This window comes from Stenotrophomonas sp. Steno-Z10-BAI, assembly GCF_056393115.1.
On sequence record NZ_JBWJOZ010000001.1, the window covers coordinates 308,997 to 326,641 of the forward strand.

General features: G+C 64.9%; 13 protein-coding genes and 1 pseudogene. 7 read left to right on the plus strand and 7 right to left on the minus strand.

Annotation, left to right across the window (positions count from 1 at the left end; all coding sequences use genetic code 11):
- The first annotated feature begins 85 nt into the window (after positions 1-85).
- From AC06E9_RS01590 to AC06E9_RS01600, 3 genes are read left to right on the plus strand one after another with little or no spacing between them, the layout of a single operon-like run.
- Complete coding sequence (locus tag AC06E9_RS01590) at positions 86-763, plus strand: dienelactone hydrolase family protein (protein WP_478055375.1); 678 nt, start codon at positions 86-88, stop codon at positions 761-763.
- Positions 760-1,182 (plus strand): HIT domain-containing protein, encoded by a 423-nt coding sequence (locus AC06E9_RS01595; RefSeq protein WP_121038502.1) that lies wholly within the window; start codon positions 760-762, stop codon positions 1,180-1,182. Before AC06E9_RS01590 ends, AC06E9_RS01595 begins: the two co-directional genes overlap by 4 nt.
- A gap of 15 nt (positions 1,183-1,197) precedes the next feature.
- A complete protein-coding gene (locus AC06E9_RS01600; RefSeq protein WP_019182647.1) occupies positions 1,198-1,365 on the plus strand; it encodes a LiaI-LiaF-like domain-containing protein in 168 nt (55 codons plus the stop codon).
- 129 nt (positions 1,366-1,494) lie between these two features.
- On the opposite strand, the gene dcd is transcribed toward AC06E9_RS01600, so the two are convergent.
- Together dcd and apbC are read right to left on the minus strand one after the other, a co-directional pair.
- Positions 1,495-2,067 (minus strand): dCTP deaminase, encoded by a 573-nt coding sequence (gene dcd, locus AC06E9_RS01605; RefSeq protein ID WP_088433273.1) that lies wholly within the window; start codon positions 2,065-2,067, stop codon positions 1,495-1,497.
- Positions 2,068-2,167: 100 nt separating this feature from the next.
- Positions 2,168-3,025 carry an iron-sulfur cluster carrier protein ApbC gene (gene apbC / locus AC06E9_RS01610; protein WP_183073681.1) on the minus strand — a complete coding sequence of 286 codons (858 nt, stop codon included), beginning with the start codon at positions 3,023-3,025 and terminating at the stop codon, positions 2,168-2,170.
- Positions 3,026-3,229: 204 nt separating this feature from the next.
- On the opposite strand from apbC, the gene AC06E9_RS01615 reads away from it, so the two are divergent.
- From AC06E9_RS01615 to AC06E9_RS01630, 4 genes are all read left to right on the plus strand, one after another.
- The gene (locus tag AC06E9_RS01615) at positions 3,230-6,031 is read left to right on the plus strand and encodes a TonB-dependent receptor domain-containing protein (protein ID WP_121038505.1); all 2,802 of its coding nucleotides are present in this window, start codon (positions 3,230-3,232) and stop codon (positions 6,029-6,031) included.
- A gap of 530 nt (positions 6,032-6,561) precedes the next feature.
- A complete protein-coding gene (locus tag AC06E9_RS01620; protein WP_282262102.1) occupies positions 6,562-9,375 on the plus strand; it encodes a TonB-dependent receptor plug domain-containing protein in 2,814 nt (937 codons plus the stop codon).
- Positions 9,376-9,595: 220 nt separating this feature from the next.
- On the plus strand, positions 9,596-11,704 hold the full coding sequence (locus tag AC06E9_RS01625) for a M13 family metallopeptidase (protein ID WP_478055577.1): 2,109 nt from the start codon (positions 9,596-9,598) through the stop codon (positions 11,702-11,704).
- A gap of 144 nt (positions 11,705-11,848) precedes the next feature.
- Entirely contained in the window at positions 11,849-13,861 is a 2,013-nt protein-coding gene (locus AC06E9_RS01630) for a M13 family metallopeptidase (RefSeq protein WP_478055376.1), read from the plus strand.
- A 110-nt stretch (positions 13,862-13,971) separates the two neighbouring features.
- Here AC06E9_RS01630 and AC06E9_RS01635 read toward each other — a convergent pair whose 3' ends face one another.
- The 5 genes and pseudogenes from AC06E9_RS01635 to AC06E9_RS01655 form a co-directional block, all read right to left on the minus strand.
- A complete protein-coding gene (locus AC06E9_RS01635) occupies positions 13,972-14,646 on the minus strand; it encodes a rhomboid family intramembrane serine protease (protein WP_478055377.1) in 675 nt (224 codons plus the stop codon).
- Between the two features lie 89 nt (positions 14,647-14,735).
- The gene (locus tag AC06E9_RS01640) at positions 14,736-15,188 is read right to left on the minus strand and encodes an MGMT family protein (protein ID WP_428999850.1); all 453 of its coding nucleotides are present in this window, start codon (positions 15,186-15,188) and stop codon (positions 14,736-14,738) included.
- Positions 15,095-16,015 carry a DMT family transporter gene (locus AC06E9_RS01645; RefSeq protein ID WP_461770141.1) on the minus strand — a complete coding sequence of 307 codons (921 nt, stop codon included), beginning with the start codon at positions 16,013-16,015 and terminating at the stop codon, positions 15,095-15,097. The genes AC06E9_RS01640 and AC06E9_RS01645 overlap by 94 nt, the downstream gene beginning before the upstream one ends.
- A 122-nt stretch (positions 16,016-16,137) precedes the next feature.
- Positions 16,138-17,493: a glutathione-disulfide reductase gene (gene gorA, locus AC06E9_RS01650; protein WP_478055378.1), complete on the minus strand. Its 1,356-nt coding sequence runs from the start codon at positions 17,491-17,493 to the stop codon at positions 16,138-16,140.
- Positions 17,490-17,633 (minus strand): annotated as a pseudogene (locus tag AC06E9_RS01655) (amino acid dehydrogenase); the annotation flags it as partial. The gene gorA and the pseudogene AC06E9_RS01655, both read right to left, overlap by 4 nt.
- Positions 17,634-17,645: the final 12 nt, after the last annotated feature.

A 17,645-nucleotide genomic window follows, 5' to 3' on the forward strand; every position in this document is an offset into this window, starting at 1 on the left:
CCGCCAGATCCGGCATGCCCCCTGACATCGCGCTAACCCGCGCGGGGCCGATAATGAATGCCTGAACCAACGGGAGTCTCGCACCATGGGTGAGTGGATCACACTCGATACGCATTACGGACCGGTCCGCGCCTGGCAGGCGACGCCGGAAGGCAAGCCGCGCGGGGGCCTGGTGGTGATCCAGGAGATCTTCGGCGCCAACCCGCACATCCGCGCGGTGGCCGACGATTACGCCGCCAAGGGCTATGCGGTGCTGGCCCCGTCGTTCTTCGATCTGGCCGAATCGGCCCCGGACAGCACCGAACCGCCGGAACTGCCTTACGACAGCGATGGTGTGGCCGCCGGCCTGGCCATGGTCGACGAGCTCGGGGTCGAAAAGGCGCTGGAGATCGTCCGGGCCGCCGCCTCGCGGCTGGCTCCGGCCGGCAGGGTCGGCACCGTCGGCTATTGCTGGGGCGGCAGCATCGCCCTGCTCTCCGCGCTGCGCCTGGGCCTGCCCTCGGTCAGCTACTACGGGGCCCGCAACGTGAAATACCTGGACGAGACGCCCAAGGCGCCGGTCATGTTCCACTTCGGCGCGCAGGACAAGAGCATCCCGCCGGAGGCGATCAAAGCCCACCGCGAGAAGCTGCCGCAGATGGCCACCTTCGTCTACCCGGCCGATCATGCCTTCAACCGCAGCGTCGGACATGCGTATGATCCAGACAGCGCCCACCTGGCGCTGGAACGCACCCTGGACTTCTTTGCGGAGCATCTTGGATGAGCGAGTTCGAACTGGATTCACGCCTGGCCACCGACAGCGTACTGGTGGCAGAAGGGCCGTTATCGCAAGTGCGTTTGATGAACGATGAAAGGTACCCCTGGTTGATCCTGGTCCCGCGCCTGAGCGGCGTGACCGAGTGGATCGATCTGGACGGCGAGCAGCAGGACAAGCTACGCACCGAATTGAACCGGGCGTGCAAGGCGCTCAAAGGCACGGATGGGGTCGAGAAGATCAACATCGGCTCGCTGGGCAACATCGTGCGCCAGCTGCATTTCCATGTGATCGGGCGCCATGTCGGCGATCCGGCTTGGCCGGGCCCGGTCTGGGGCCAGGGGCAGGCACACCGTTTTGATCCACAGGTGCTGGCCGAGCGTGTCGCACACTGGAAGGAACGGCTAGGATATTCGCCCCAGCCCTAGCGGACCCTGCCCCTGATGCGTTCCAACCTTGTCGCCGCCATCGTCCTGATCCTCGTCGGCCTGTTCCTGCTGGCCAGCAATCTGGGCTGGACCAACATGAACATGGGGAAGCTGATCCTCACCTGGTGGCCGGTGGTCCTGGTGGCCGTCGGCATCGGGTTGCTGTTCGGCCGCGGCAAGTAGTGCCGGCCGCTGGCCGGCGACGGCTGAAAGGAAAAAAAGCGCGGAGTGATCCGCGCTTTTTTCCTGTGTGCTGTCTGGTGCCGGCCAGCGGCCGGCACTACCGGTCACGCGGCAGTGGACCCAGGATGATCAGGTGCGCGGCAGGGTGACGCCGGTCTGGCCCTGGTACTTGCCGCCGCGATCCTTGTACGAGGTCTCGCAGATATCGTCCTTGTCGGCCTGGAAGAACAGCATCTGCGCCACGCCTTCATTGGCATAGATACGCGCCGGCAACGGCGTGGTGTTGCTGAATTCCAGGGTGACGTGGCCCTCCCATTCCGGCTCCAGCGGGGTCACGTTGACGATGATCCCGCAGCGCGCGTAGGTGCTCTTGCCCAGGCATACCACCAGGGTGTCACGCGGGATGCGGAAGTACTCCACGGTGCGCGCCAGCGCGAAGCTGTTGGGCGGGATGATGCACTCGTCACCGACGATGTCCACGAAGCTGCCCGGATCGAAGTGCTTCGGGTCCACGATGGTGGAGTTGATGTTGGTGAACACCTTGAACTCGCGCGAGCAGCGCACGTCGTAGCCGTAGCTGGAGGTGCCGTAGCTGACGATGCGCTGGCCGTTGGCCTGCTTGACCTGGCCGGCTTCGAACGGCTCGATCATGCCCTGCTGCTCGGCCATCTGACGGATCCAGCGGTCACTCTTGATGCTCATGTAAGGGGGTCCTGGGCTGCGCCGGTTCGGGCCCGCCATTATGCCGCAGCCCCCCTGCCCCGGCACGCGTAGGCGGGGCCACTGCGGCGACCGCCCCGGCTCAGATCAGCGAGGACAGGATCGGAATGCTGGCCCGCGGGCGCTTGGCCACTTCCTCGATCAGGCGCTGCGCGGCGCGCAGATAGGCCTGGGCGGCCGAGGATTCCGGCGCGGCGGCGGTGATCGGGGTGCCCGCATCGCCCTGCTCGCGGATGCCGATTTCCAGCGGGAGCGAGCCCAGCAGCGGCACCCCGTACTGGGCAGCCATGCGCTCGCCGCCGCCTTCGCCGAACAGATGCTCCACCTGGCCGCAGTTGCTGCAGGTGTGCACGGCCATGTTTTCGACAATGCCCAGCACCGGCACCTCGACCTTCTCGAACATCTTCAGCGCCTTCTTCGCATCCAGCGTGGCGATGTCCTGCGGCGTGGTGACGATCACCGCACCGGCCAGCGGAATCTTCTGGGTCAAGGTCAGCTGGATGTCACCGGTGCCCGGCGGCAGATCGATCAGCAGATAGTCCAGGTCGTCCCACAACGTATCGTTGAAGAACTGCGTCATCGCCGAGGTCGCCATCGGACCGCGCCAGATCATCGGCGTCTCGTCCTCGATCAGATACCCGATCGACATGGTCTCCACCCCGAAGGCGCGCATCGGCTCGATCGACTTGTTGTCCGGACTCTCCGGGCGACCGCTCAGGCCAAGCATCGCCGGTACGCTGGGGCCGTAGATATCGGCATCCAGCAGGCCCACGCGCGCGCCGAGCGCGGCAAGTGCGACAGCCAGGTTGACCGCGGTGGTCGACTTGCCGACCCCGCCTTTGCCTGACCCCACCGCGATCACGTTGCGGATGCGCGGATGCGGCGACAACCCCTTCTGCACTTGGCTGGCGTGGGGACGACGCGTCTGGCTGGCACTCACTGCGGGCACTCCGGAAACACAACAATGGGACGCACCACTATACAACCTTGACTGCACCTGACTGAAAATCGCGATTGCTACGAAACCATGCAATTTTCGTTAAGTTCATGTTACGGTCGAAACGCACTACGTTGAGCGTTTTCCGCGCGTTCCGGGAGGGAATCATTGGCGTCAGTGCTTTCTGTTTTGTTCTATGGACTATCAATGAATTACAGCACCACCGCACGTCGCAACACGCTCGCCGCTGCATTGTTCTCGGCCCTGATCGCCACTGCAGCCGCTCCGGCCATGGCACAGGATAAAGCCACGACGCTGGACAAAGTCACCGTCACCGGCTCGCTGATTCCGCAGACCGATATCGAAACCCAGACTCCGGTGATGTCCATCACCGCGCAGGACATCCAGACCCGCGGCTTCACCAGCGTGGCCGAAGTCCTGCAGCAGTCCTCGCTGACCACCGGCGGCCTCCAGGGCGGCCAGACCTCGGCGTCCTTCACCCAGGGCGCGGAAGCCTCGGGCATGTTCGGCCTGAATCCGGGCTACACCAAGTACCTGATCAACGGCCGTCCGATGATGTCGTACCCGGCGCTGTACAACGGCGGCGATACGTTCAACAACATCAGCGGCATTCCGATCGACATCGTCGAGCGCATTGAAGTCCTGCCGGGCGGCCAGTCGTCGCTGTACGGTTCGGACGCCATCGCCGGCGTGGTCAACATCATCCTCAAGGAACGCATGGACGGCGGCAGCATCTCCGTTCGTGGCGGCACCTACACCGAAGGCGGCGGCAACAGCGTGCGCTTCAGCGGCGCGCATGGTTTCAGCGCGTTCGATGACCGCTTCAACGCACTGGTCAACGTGCAGATCGAGTCGAGCAACCCGATCTGGGGCTACCAGCGTGACCTGACCCGCACCACCAATGCCAACGGCTACACCGCACAGCTGCCGAGCAATGATTTCGCCGTCATCGACGCCGATACCAACCGCCTGTACATGATGGACCCGAACAACTGCGCCAACGTGGCCGGCCAGTTCGGCGGTACCACGGTGCTGGGCAATCGCCCGACCGGCCAGTCGTGCGGTACCTACTTCGGCGCCGGCTACAAGACGCTGAAGAACGGCAAGGACAGCGGCCAGTTCTATTCCGCGATGACCTTCGACGTCAACGACAACCTGCAGCTGTTCGCCGACGTGCTGTACAGCAAGGAAAAGACCGAGTACACCTCCGGCTCCAGCTACCTGTGGTGGGGCACCAAGAGCGGCATGGGCGGCTTCTACGACCAGTCCTCGGGCAAGGTGGTGAACCTGCAGCGTGCATTCGCACCGGAAGACATCGGTGGCCAGGGCTACAACGACGTCCTCAACAGTGACGAGAGCCGCTCCTACCAGGTGACCCTGGGTGCGAAGGGCATGGCCGGCAACTGGGACTACAGCGCCAGCTTCACCCGCGGTGAGTACAAGCTCACCGAAAACAAGTTCATGCGTTGGAAGGACCCGATCAACAACTACTTCGCCGAACACGTCCTGGGCCCGCAGCTGGGCACCACGGCCGACGGCTGGGGCATCTACAACCCGAACTACGACGCGTTCTACTCGCCGATCTCGCCGGAAGATTTCGCCAGCTTCACCGGCTACGCGACCAACCGCAGCCGTACCTGGCAGAACCTGGGCCGCGTGCAGATCACCAACGGCTCGCTGTTCTCGCTGCCGGGCGGTGACGCCGGTTTCGCGGTCGTGGTCGAAGGTGGCAGCGAAGGCTGGGATTACTCGCCCGACCAGCGTCTGCTCGACGGCCAGGTGTGGGGTTCGTCGGCCGTGGCCGGCAATGGCCACCGCAGCAACTATGCGGTGACCTCCGAGCTGCGCATGCCGGTCCTGGAGCAGGTCACGGTGACCGCCTCGGGTCGCTACGATGCGTTCAAGATCGCCGACAACACCGTCGACAAGGCCACCTACAGCCTGGGCCTGGAATACCGCCCGATCGACAGCCTGCTGTTCCGCGGCAAGTACGGCACCGCGTTCCGCGCACCGACCCTGTCCGATGCCTTCCAGGGCAAGAGCGGGTACTACGCGGCCAACTCGACCGATTACTACCGCTGCGGCACCCTGGGTTATGCACCGGGCAATACCGCCGACTGCCGTTACCACGACAACGTCTCGGTGTACTCCGAGCGTGCCGGCAACCCGGACCTGGAGCCGATCACGGCCGACGTCTGGAACGCCGGCGTGGTCTGGGCACCGATGCCGAACCTGTCGATCTCGGCCGACTACTACAACTGGAAGATCGAGAACGAAGTCGATACGGCCAGCACCGACCAGTTGCTGCTGGCCGAGTACTACTGCCGCAACGGCCTGCCGAACGGTTCCTCGGCCAGCTGCCAGAACGTGGCGGACTGGGTCGTGCGCGACGCCGCCGGCAACCTGAGCAGCCTGTACACCCCGAAGATGAACGTGGCTCGCCAGAACCTGCAGGCCGTGACCGTCGGCTTCAAGTATCTGCAGGACATCGGCCGTTTCGGCTCGCTGCAGTTCTCGGCCAACTACACCAACATGCTCAAGCGTGAAGTGCAGTCGCAGCCGGGCGAGGAGTTCCAGGATCTGCTGGGCAACCCGATCGCGATGTGGAACTACGACAACTTCGCCAAGGTCCGCAGCGATGCGTCCGTGGGCTGGTCGGTCGACAAGTTCACCACCACGCTGTACGCGAACTACATCGGCAAGACCCCGAACTACCTGGCCGGCATCAATGGCTATGACTACGTCCACCCGGCATCGGGCAAGGCCGCAGGCAAGTGGGGTTCCTACACCACGTACAACCTGAGCGTGAACTATCGCGCACAGGACGACCTGACGCTCTCGCTGATGGTCAACAACGTGTTCAACAAGATGCCCGACGGCCAGGCTTACAGCTACCTGGGCACCTCGGGTGCGCCGTACAACACCGGCCTGTACAACGCATACGGCCGTGCCGTGTACGTCCAGGCCAAGTACGACTTCGGCAAGTAATCGCCGCAGGCAACACCGGCGACCGTGCAGGGCCCTGCCCTGCCGGTTCGCCAACCGGAACGCCCCGAAAGGGGCGTTTCGCGTTTGTGCACCTGCAACCGGCGTGATGCCCGTCCGCCTGCCTGGCTACAACGACACGTGCCGCCTCAACAGGGGCATGTGCATGTCCGACGTTTTCATGGCGCGATGCGCCTATGGGACAGGCATATGCACACCGATCTCAGTTGTTAATTACGAGCCATATTCAGCATTCACTCATTGACGAAACATAAATAAAATTTCATTTAGTCCCAGGCAATTGTTTTTCAACGCCTTTCACTTTCCGTCAACGCTCAGCGCTTATCGACGATGACCATTCAGAGAATTTCACGTTAAGCGTGTGTTACGTTCGCCGCACGCCGGTTTCAACTGAACGCAGAATGAAACCACCAAGGACGGCCGCCCAGGCCTGATACCGGTTCGTTGTTGAACGCAGTCAAGAAGTCCCATGGAAGGGAAAGCCACGACATCACTACGACACGGGGTTGCACATGTCTTGCCAAGGTAATTCGATCTCGCGTCATCCGCTTGCCGCCGCCGTTCTCACCGGCCTGCTGCTCACCAGCGCCTCCGTCTTCGCACAGGACAACGCCGCCACCAATCTCGATCGTGTCACTGTCACCGGGTCCTTGATCCCGCAGACCGAGATCGAGAACCACACGCCGGTCCTGACTGTCACCGCCGAAGACATCCAGACCCGCGGCTTCACCAGCATCTCCGAAGTCCTGCAGCAGTCTTCGCTGACCACCGGTGGCCTGCAGGGCGGCCAGACCGCCGCCTCGTTCACCCAGGGCGCTGAAGCGGCCGGCATGTTCGGCCTGGATCCGGGCTATACCAAGTACCTGATCAATGGCCGGCCGATGCTGCAGTACCCGGCGCTGTACAACGGCAGCGACGCGTTCAACAACCTCAGCGGCATTCCGATCGACATCGTCGAGCGCATTGAGATCCTGCCGGGCGGCCAGTCCTCCCTGTACGGCTCGGATGCGATCGCCGGTGTGGTCAACATCATCCTGAAAGAACGCATGGACGGCGGCGTGCTCAACGTCCGCGGGGGCGCCACCACCGAAGGCGGCGGCAACAACATCCGCGTCAGCGGTGCCAAGGGCTTCAACAGCGCCGATGACCGCTTCAATGCGCTGGTCAATGTGCAGTACGAAAAGAGCAACCCGATCTGGGGCTACCAGCGCGACCTGACCCGCACCAACAACCGCGTCGGCTACAGCGCGCAGGTGCCGGCCAACGATTTCCTGGTCTATCTGCCGGCGGACAACAACGCGTTCGTGATGATGGATCCGACCCGCTGCGCCAGCGTCGCCGGCCAGTTCGGCGGCACCACCGTGCTGGGCACCCGCGCGGCCGGCGAGTCCTGCGGTTCGGCCTACGGCGCCGGCTACCGCACACTGAAGAACGACAAGGAGAGCAGCCAGTTCTACAGCTCGATGACGTTCGATGTGAACGACAACTTCACCCTGTTCGCCGATGCGTTGTACAGCCTGGAAGAGGTCAAGTACACGCCGGGTTCGGGCTATACGTTCTGGGGCAGCGACCTGAGTTTCGGCGCGTTCTATGACCAGGACACCGATCAGTACATGAACCTGCAGCGCGCGTTCGCGCCCGAAGACATCGGGCCGAACGGCTACAAGGACATCCTCAACACCGACCGCAACAAGGCCTACCAGGTCACCCTGGGCGGGCGTGGCACCTTCGGCAACTGGGACTACAGCGCCAGCTTCAGCCGCGGCGAGTACAAGCTCACCGAGCGCGGCTTCGTGCGCTGGGCCGATGACATCGACAGCTACTTCGAAGACCGCGTGCTCGGCCCGGTGCTGGGCACCACCGATGACGGCTACAACATCTACAGCCCGAACTGGGGCGCGTTCTATTCGCAGCTGCCGGCCGGTGATTTCCAGAGCTTCACCGGCTACACCTACAACCAGAGCAAGACCTGGCAGAACCTGGGCCGCTTCCAGATCACCAACGGCTCGCTGTTCACCCTGCCCGGTGGCGATGCAGGTTTCGCCGTGGTCGCCGAAGCCGGCAGCGAAGGCTGGGACTACCGCCCGGACGAGCGCTTGATGGATGGCAGCGTGTGGGGCACCACCTCGGTAGCCGGCAATGGCCATCGCAGCAACTACGCCGTCACCTCCGAACTGCGCCTGCCGCTGATCGACTCGCTGACCGTCACCGGTTCGGGCCGCTATGACGCCTACAAGATCGCCGACAACACCGTCGACAAGGCCACCTACAGCGTCGGCGTGGAGTTCCGTCCGATCGAAAGCCTGCTGTTCCGCGGCAAGTACGGCACTGCGTTCCGTGCGCCGACCCTGCCCGATGCCTTCCAGGGCGAGAGCGGCTACTACGCCAACGGCGCGGTCGATTACTACCGTTGCGGCCAGCTCGGCTACGCCCCGGCCGATACCCTGGCCTGCCCGTACGGCAACGAATCGGTGTTCGGCGTGCAGGCCGGCAACACCGAGCTGGAACCGATCACCGCCGATGTCTGGAATGCCGGCGTGGTCTGGGCACCGATGAACAACCTCTCTGTCTCGGTGGACTACTACAACTGGAAGATCGACAACGAAGTCGACACCCTGAGCTCGGACCAGCTGCTGCGCGCGGAATACTACTGCCGCAATGGCCAGGGCAACCCGACCTCGGCCAGCTGCGAGAACGTCGCGGACTGGATCACCCGCGATGCCGCCGGCAACATCGAGCAGATCTTCACGCCCAAGCTCAACGTCGCGCGCCAGAACCTGCAGGCCCTGACGGCCAGCTTCAAGTACGTGCAGGACATCGGCCGCTTCGGCTCGCTGCAGTTCGCCAGCAACTACACCAACATCCTCAAGCGCGAGCTGCAGCCGCAGCCGGGCGATGACTACCTGGATCTGCTGCGCGACCCGTATGCGATGTGGTACTACGACGCCTACGCCAAGGTCCGTACCGATGGGTCGGTGGGCTGGGCCAAGGACCGCTGGACCACCACGCTGTACTTCAACTACATCGGCAAGACGCCGAACTACATGTCCTACCTGGGCGAGAGCTTCGACTACGTCCACCCGTCCGGTTACAAGGCTGGCAAGTGGGGCTCGTACACCACCTACAACCTGAGCGTGAACTACCGGGCGTTGGACAACCTCACCCTCTCGGTGATGGTCAACAACGTGTTCAACAAGATGCCCGACGGCCAGGCCCACAGCTACGCCGGCAACATCGCCTCGCCGTACAACAGCAGCATCTACAACCCGTACGGCCGCGCGGTGTATGTGCAGGCCAAGTACGATTTCGGCACCAAGACCAACTGAGCCGCCCCCAGGGATGACACCCCCAAGCCCTGCCGCAAGGCGGGGCTTTTCCTTGGCCGCCCGGGGCCAGGGCCACGTCCGCAGTTGACCGGATCGGGCCTCTTGCCATCGGCCATGACCTTCGACACCCTTGCAGGCCGGGCCAGCGGCGTATCGTCTGGCCCACAGGCCCTTCCGGGCCATTCCTGCATGACTTTCCGGCCTGGAGGCCAATCACGTGATCGCTCGTACACCCAAACTGGTACTGCTGACCCTGGCCGTTTCGGCCGCGCTGGTCGGCTGCGGCAAGAACGAAACCCCGGCCACGGACAGCGCAGCCTCCACCGCCGCGCCGGCGGCCCCCGCCGCCACCGAGTACACGCTCGACGAGAGCAAGCTGCCGGCCTACAACGCCTTCCACCCGTCCGATCTGGACACCAGCATGGACGCCTGCGGAGCGTTCGGTGACTACGTCAACAGCAAGTGGCTGGCCGCCAATGAGATCCCGGCCGACCGCACCAGCTGGGGCGCCTTCACCATCCTGGACGAGCGCTCGGTCGCCGTGCAGCACCAGCTCGCCGAGCAGGTCGCGGCGGTCAAGAACCCGGCCGGCATCGAAAAGATCGTCGGCGACTTCTGGGCCACCGGCATGGACGAAGCCAAGATCAATGCCCAGGGCATCGAGCCGATCAAGGCCGAACTGACCGCCATCGACGGCCTGCAGGACAAGGACGCGATCGCCAACTACCTGCGCACCAGCGCGGCCAAGGGCGAGAACGTGCTGTTCGGCTTCGGCCCGGAAGCGGACTTCAAGAATTCCAGCATGAACCTGGCCTACGCCAGCCAGGGCGGCCTCGGCCTGCCCGACACCACTTACTACACCGACGCCAAGAACGCCGACAAGCTCAAGGCCTACCAGGCCCATGTCGCCAAGGTGCTGGAACTGGCCGGCGTGGCCACGGCCGATGCCGAGAAGCAGGCCGCCGATGTGGTCAAGTTCGAAACCCGCCTGGCCAAGGCCTCCAAGTCCAGCGTCGAGCTCTCGCGCGATGTCTCGCTGTTCTACAACCCGGTCACCGTGGCCGATGCGGACAAGCTGACCCCGAACTTCAGCTGGACCGAGTTCTTCAAGGCCCAGGGCATCGCCGCGCCGGAGAAGTTCTCGCTGGCCATGCCGAGCTTCCACCAGGAAGTGAGCAAGGCGCTGGGCGACACCGACCCGTCGGTGTGGCGCGCCTACCTGCGCTTCCACACCGTGGACGGCGCCTCGCCGTACCTGGCCGATGCCTTCGTCAACGAGAACTACAACTTCTACGGCAAGACCCTGAACGGTCAGAAGGAGCAGAAGCCGCGTTGGAAGCGCGTGCTGGGCACCATCGAAAACGATGCCGGCGATGCGTTCGGCCAGCTGTACGTCAAGGTCGCTTTCTCGCCGGAAGCCAAGGCCAAGATGGAAGAACTGGTCAAGAACCTGGCCGCCTCGCTCAAGGAGCGCATCCAGGGCCTGACCTGGATGAGCGACGAGACCAAGGCCAAGGCGATCGCCAAGTGGGAAACCTTCACCCCGAAGATCGGCTACCCGGACAAGTGGCGTGACTGGAGCGGCCTGACCACCGGTCGCGACAGCTACCTGGGCAACGTGCGCGCGGCGAACGAATTCAATTACAAGTTCGCGCTGTCCAAGATCGGCCAGCCGGTGGACAAGACCGAGTGGGGCATGACCCCGCAGACGGTCAATGCCTACTACAACCCGCTGCAGAACGAGATCGTGTTCCCGGCCGCCATCCTGCAGCCGCCGTTCTTCGACCCCAAGGCGGATGATGCGCTGAACTACGGCGGCATCGGTGCGGTGATCGGCCACGAAATGACCCACGGTTATGACGACCAGGGCAGCCGCTTCGGGCCGACCGGCAACTTCGAGAACTGGTGGACCGATGCCGACACCAAGAACTTCAGCGGCCTGACCGGCAAGCTGATCAAGCAGTTCGATGGCTACAAGGTGGATGGCCAGCCGGTCAACGGCAAGCTGACCCTGGGCGAGAACATCGCCGACCTGGGTGGCCTGGCCACCGCCTACGATGCCCTGCAGAAGGCCTCGGCCGGCAAGGAAGACCCGAAGGTCGACGGCTTCACCCGCGACCAGCGCTTCTTCTTCAACTGGGCCACCGTGTGGCGCACCAAGTACACCCCGGAGAACATGAAGGTCCGTCTGGCGACCGACCCGCATGCCCCGGCGCAGTTCCGTGCGATGGGCGCCCCGTCGAACCTGCCGACCTTCGCCGCTGCGTTCCAGTGCAAGGCCGGTTCGCCGATGGTGCGCGCAGGCGACCAGCAGGTGGTGATCTGGTAAACCATCGCGCCCACGCGTGAGGTGATGCGTGCAAAGGCCCGGGATCTCCCGGGCCTTTGCTTTTGCGGCGCATGCTCCCCATCACGCTCGTTTCGCTTTGCTTGGTACACTCGCGCGATCCCAATCCTGCTGGATTCGCTTTACATGTCCAACCTCCGTCCGCTCGCCATTGCCCTGGGCCTGAGCCTGGCCTCCCTGGTCATCGCACACGATGCGCACGCCGCGCCGAAGAAGAAGGCCGCCGCCCGCGCGCCGGCCGTCAGCGCCCAGTGCAGCGACTTCTACGAGGCCACCAACGCGACCTGGCTGAAAGCCAATCCGGTGCCGCAGACCGGTGCCACCACCGCACTGGGCCAGCTGGCCGACCGCGCGCGCCAGCAGCAGCGTGAACTGCTGGATGGGGCGATGACCGCACCGCAGGGCAACGTGCAGAAGCTGCTCGGCGACTTCTGGGCCAGCGGCCTGGACGAGGCCGCGGTGGAAGCCGACGGTTCCAACCCGATCGCCCCGTTGCTGACCCGCATCAACGCGATCAAGAAGGCCAAGGACGTGCCGGCCTCGATCGCCGCGCTGCACCAGGTCGGCATCCCGGTGGCCTTCAACTTTGCCCCGGACGTGGACCTGAAGGCGCTGGACCGCCACATCGGTTACTTCATGCAGGGCGGCATGGGCCTGCCGGACCCGGCGTTCTATACCCGTACCGATGCCGACACCGTCGCGCTGATGGCGCGCTACCGTACTTACGTCAAGCAGGTGCTGGCGCTGACCGGTACCCCGGCTGACAAGCTCGATGCCGAATCGCAGTCGGTGATCGCGCTGGAGACCGAGCTGGCGCGCAATGCGCAGTCGCTGGCCGGCATCAACAATCCGTTCAACAACTACGCGCCGATCTCCACCAAGGAGCTCAACAGCCGTTACCGCAACCTGCAGCTGGAGGCCTTCCTGAAGGCACAGGGCGTCAATGACGACCTGGTCTCGCTGTCCGATCCGGCGCTGTTCAAGCAGCTCGACGGCATGGTCACCCGGCTCAAGCCGGAACAGTGGAAGGTCTACCTGCGCTGGCGCGTGGGTGATGCGATGGCCCCGTACCTGTCCAAGGCCTACCGCGATGCCGAATTCGAATTCCGTGGCCGTGTGATGCGTGGCCAGACCCTGCCGCCGGCGCGCTGGGAGCAGGTGCTGGATGCGATCAACGTGGCTGCCGGCCCGATGGTCGGCCGCGAATATGCGGCCAAGCACCTGTCGGCCGACGACCGTCGCAAGGCAGCGCTGGTCGTGGACAAGATCCGCGAAGTGCAGATCGATGCGGTCAAGCGCAGCACCTGGATGAGCGATGAGGCCAAGACCGAAGCACAGGCCAAGCTGGCTGCGCTGAAGATCGAGATCGGCACCCCGCTGCGCGATCTGGACTACACGGTGCAGCCGATGGGCCGCGGTAGCTTCGGCGGCAACATGCTGATCGCCTCCACCTGGCGCCACCGCGAGGAAATGAAGCGCATCGGCAAGGGCAACGCCGACCGCCGCTGGGACGTGCTGCCGCAGCAGCCGGCACTGGCGTATGACATCGCGCAGAACCGCCTGATCGTCACCGCCGCCGTGCTGCAGGGCCCGGTGTTCAATGCCAAGGGCGATACCGCCGACCTGTTCGGCAGCTACGGCGCGCTCGTCGCGCACGAACTGACCCGTGCGATCGACGCCAAGGGCGCGCTGGTGGATGCCAAGGGCGAACTGCGCAGCTGGTGGACCCCGGCCGACAAGACCGCCTGGACCCTGTTCGGCAACCGCGTGGCCGCGCAGTACAGCGGCTACGACTACCCGGGCGTGAAGGGTGCCAAGGTCAACGGTGAACTCACCCGCGAAGAGAACCTGGCCGACCTGGCTGGCCTCGAACTGGCGTGGGAGGCTTACAAGGCTGTCGAACCGGCCGCCAAGCCGGCTGCCCAGCAGGGCTTCTTCCGTGGCTGGGCGAGCCTGTGGCCGCAGCAGCTCTCGCCGAACGTCGCCGCCCAGCGCCTGACCTCGGACATCCTGGCCCCGGGCCGCTGGCGCACGAATGGCCCGCTGTCCAACCTGCCGGCCTTCGGCGCCACGTTCACCTGCAAGCCCGGCCAGCCGATGCAGCGCGTGGACAACGACCAGATCAAGGTCTGGCGCTGAGTCTGGCTATGTAGCAAACGAAAAGGGCGCCCACTGGGCGCCCTTTTCCTTTAACGGGGACGGAGGTGGTTATTAACTACCTCCGTCCCTGTTATTTGCTGTTATTTGCCTTACTTGATGCTGCGCAGGTGGTTGGGACGCTTCGGCGGGCCCGGCGGACGTCGGTTGTTGAACGGTGGTTGGCCGCGCCAGTAGCGGATCAACAGCCAGCCGAACAGCATGCCGCCCAAGTGCGCGAAGTGGGCCACGCCCGGCTGCCAGCCGGTGGCGCCCAGCATCAGTTCCATCGCGCCGAACACGATCACGAAGGTACGTGCCTTCATCGGGATCGGCGGGAACAGCAGCATCACCCGCTGGCTGGGGAACAGCATGCCGTAGGCCAGCAACAGGCCGAACACGCCACCCGAAGCACCCAGCACCGTGGCCGGGTCGGCCAGCATCATGCCGACCAGCAGCTGGCACAGGCCGGCGCCGGCGACGCACACCAGGTAATAGGTGAGGAAGCGTTTTTCGCCCCAGGTCTGTTCCAGCGGCGCACCGAACATGAAGAGCGCGAGCATGTTGAAGAACAGATGGCCGAAGCTGCCATGCAGGAAGCCATAGGTCAGCAGCTGCCAGGGCTGGAAATTGCCGCCCGGCGAGAACGGATCGAAGCCGCCCCCCAGAGGCTGCAGCATGAAGGGCTCGAACGTGGCATTGCCAAGCAGGAACGGCTGCTGCAGCAGGAACAGCAGGGCATTGGCGATCAGCAACGCTTTGGTGACAGTGGGCAGGCGCGGAAACATGAGGGCATCCTTTGGAACTGCGCCCATCATAGCCGCAGCACCCGGCCGCGATCTGCGCGCCAGCGCGGGCATTCAACGCGCAGGCAGCGTCAGCCCGGTCCCCACAGGGCGGCATCCAGATCATTGGCACCGGCCACCGGCATGCCCTTGACCCGCCCCCGCTCGATCGCCACGCCCTCGGCGCGCAGCCGCTGGCTCTGTTCTTTCCACCCGGCCGAGCCTTCCGGCATCGCGATGCGCCCGTCCGAGCGCAGCACGCGGTGCCACGGCAGTTCCGGGTCGTCATTCATGCCAAGCACGCGTGCGGTCAGCCGCGCCCTGCCCGGCAGCCCGGCCTTGGCGGCGACCTGGCCATAGCCCATCACCTGCCCGCGCGGAATCGCCCGGATCACCGCCAGAATCCGTGCACGCGCCTGCGCCGCCGGGTCATCGCCCACGGCGGCCGCATTCACGCGCGGACCCGGCTGACCAGCAGCACGCCGAGCAGGACCAAGGCCGTGCCGAGGATCTGCCACGGCCCCATGGGTTCGTCGAGCAGCCATAGACTCATCACGATGGTGGAGACCGGACCGAGCATACCCACCTGGGCGGCCAGCGACGAACCGATCCGCTTCACCGCCAGCATGATCGCCATCACCGGCAGCACCGTGCAGACCGTGGCATTGATCAGCGACAGCCAGTACACCGGCGTGGGCGCCTGGCCCAGCGCGGCCATCGGGTGGAGCACCGCGAAGTGCAGCACGCACAGCACGCAGGCCACGCAGCTGGCATAGGCGGTCAGGCGGATCGCACCGATCCGGGCCACCACCTGGCCACTGCCGAACAGATACAGCGCATAGCTCAGCGCGCTGGCGAACACCAGCGCACTGCCCAGCACGATGCGCCCGCCTTCCAGCTGCAGGTCATGCCCGAAGGCCAGCAGGACGCCGAGATAGCTGAGCACCAGCGCCGCCACCTGCCAGCGACCGGGGCGCTTTTTCAGCAGGACCAGGCTGATCAGCAGCACCAGGGTCGGGTTCAAGTACAGGATCAGCCGTTCCAGTGTCACGCTGATGTACTGCAGGCCCTGGAAGTCCAGCAGGCTGGACAGGTAGTAACCGGTGAAGCCCAGCCACACCACCCGCCCGCAGTCGCCCCACGACAGCGCCGGCGCGCGCCGGGCCGACCACACCGCCAACACCGCGAACAGCGGAAAGGCCATCAGCATCCGCAGCGCGAGCAGCGTGGTGGCGTCCACGCCATGCCGATAGGCGAGTTTGACGATGACAGCCTTGCCCGAGGCAGCGATCGCGCCGATCGCGGCCAGTGCGATACCGCCGGCGGCGATGCGGCTGGAGGACGTGGGCAGCGAGGAGGCGGGAGAGGACATCAGGACGGCGGACAGCCGCACGGAGGCGGCTGGGCAGCAGGTGGGGCGGCCATTGTCGCATGCGTGGCGGCACTCCCGGATCCCTGCTGCGGCTGCGGCAGGTGCACGCCGCTGATGCGCGTTCAGCGCATCAGTACGACTTCTTCTGCGGAGGTTGGATGGATCGCCACGGTGTCGTCGAACTGGGCCTTGGTCACACCCATCTTCACCGCCAGCGCGAACCCCTGCAGGATTTCATCCGCAGACTCGCCCAGCAGGTGCACGCCGACCACGCGCTCGTCCTCGCCCACGCACACCAGCTTGAACAGGCTGCGCTGGGTACCGTCAGCCAACGCCTGCAGCATCGGGCGGAAGTTGCTGCGATACACGCGCACATCGCCGTATCTCGCACAGGCCTCTTCTTCGCTCAGCCCCACCGCGCCCAGGGCCGGATGCGAGAACACCACACTGGCCACGTTTTCATAGTCCATCTTCGCCTGGGGCTGGCCACCGAACAGGCGGTCCATCAGCTTGCGCGCCGCGGCGATCGCCACCGGGGTCAGGCCAACCTTGCCGGCGATGTCGCCCACCGCATGCACGCTGGGTACCGCGGTGGTCTGCCACGCGTCGACCTCGACCTCGCCCTTCTCACCGACCACCACACCCACGGCCTCCAGCCCGAGATCGGCACTGTTACCGCGCCGGCCAGTGGCGAAGAACACGGCATCGAAGTGACCATCGGCGGGCCCGTCGTGCCCGAGCGCCACCACCGCATCACCATCACGCTGCAACTCACGCAGGCGATACCCGAAATGGAGCTGGACGCCCTGATGGCGAAGATTATCGGCGAGCTGTCCGGTCAGTTCCGCATCGAAGCGCTCCAGCAACCGTTCACCACGGACCAGCAGGGTCACGCGGCTGCCGAGCGCCTGCAGCAGCCCGGCCAGCTCCACTGCGATGTAGCCACCGCCCACGATCGCGACCCGCTCCGGCGCACTGCACAGATTGAAGAAATCATCGGAGACCAGGCCCAGTTCGGCACCGGGAATGTCCGGGCGCTGGGGATGGGCACCGGTTGCGATCAGAATGTGCGCGGCGCTGATCCGTACACCATCGCTGCACTCCACGGTGTGCGCATCCACGAGGCGGCCACGACGCGGCACCCGTACCACCTTGTTTTCATCCAGGCGCTTGAGATAGCTGGCATGGATGTTGGCAATGTACGCCTGGCGATGTACCACCAGCTCTTTCCAATCCAGTGATGGGCGCACCGGCACATCGAATCCCATCGCTGCAGCCAGGCCGATGCGTCCGGACAGATCGGCGGCGAGCCACATCGCCTTCTTCGGCACGCAGCCGACATTGACGCAGGTGCCGCCGAGCTCGCCCGGCTCCAGCATCGCTACCCGCTGGCCGTGCTGCGCGGCGCGGAACGCCGCGGCCAGGCCGCCGGAACCACCGCCCAGCACGATCAGGTCATAGTCGTATTGCTTCGTCATTGGCATCGCTCAACTCGGTAAGGGGCAGGATCGATCACCGGCGCGCGGCCGTTGATCAGGTCTGCCATCAACTGGCCGGTGCCGACGCTCATGCTCCTGCCCAGCATGCCACGACCGGCTGCGATCCAGACGTGAGGGTGCGCGGCACCGCC

Bases quoted from the DNA above. Each gene is read 5' to 3' on its own strand.
- AC06E9_RS01590 (WP_478055375.1), top strand. From the start codon at position 86: ATGGGTGAGTGGATCACACTCGATACGCATTACGGACCGGTCCGCGCC.
- AC06E9_RS01595 (WP_121038502.1), top strand. From the start codon at position 760: ATGAGCGAGTTCGAACTGGATTCACGCCTGGCCACCGACAGCGTACTG.
- AC06E9_RS01600 (WP_019182647.1), top strand. From the start codon at position 1,198: ATGCGTTCCAACCTTGTCGCCGCCATCGTCCTGATCCTCGTCGGCCTG.
- dcd (WP_088433273.1), bottom strand. From the start codon at position 2,067: ATGAGCATCAAGAGTGACCGCTGGATCCGTCAGATGGCCGAGCAGCAG.
- AC06E9_RS01615 (WP_121038505.1), top strand. From the start codon at position 3,230: ATGAATTACAGCACCACCGCACGTCGCAACACGCTCGCCGCTGCATTG.
- AC06E9_RS01620 (WP_282262102.1), top strand. From the start codon at position 6,562: ATGTCTTGCCAAGGTAATTCGATCTCGCGTCATCCGCTTGCCGCCGCC.
- AC06E9_RS01630 (WP_478055376.1), top strand. From the start codon at position 11,849: ATGTCCAACCTCCGTCCGCTCGCCATTGCCCTGGGCCTGAGCCTGGCC.
- AC06E9_RS01635 (WP_478055377.1), bottom strand. From the start codon at position 14,646: ATGTTTCCGCGCCTGCCCACTGTCACCAAAGCGTTGCTGATCGCCAAT.
- AC06E9_RS01640 (WP_428999850.1), bottom strand. From the start codon at position 15,188: ATGGCTGCTCGACGAACCCATGGGGCCGTGGCAGATCCTCGGCACGGC.
- AC06E9_RS01645 (WP_461770141.1), bottom strand. From the start codon at position 16,015: ATGTCCTCTCCCGCCTCCTCGCTGCCCACGTCCTCCAGCCGCATCGCC.
- gorA (WP_478055378.1), bottom strand. From the start codon at position 17,493: ATGACGAAGCAATACGACTATGACCTGATCGTGCTGGGCGGTGGTTCC.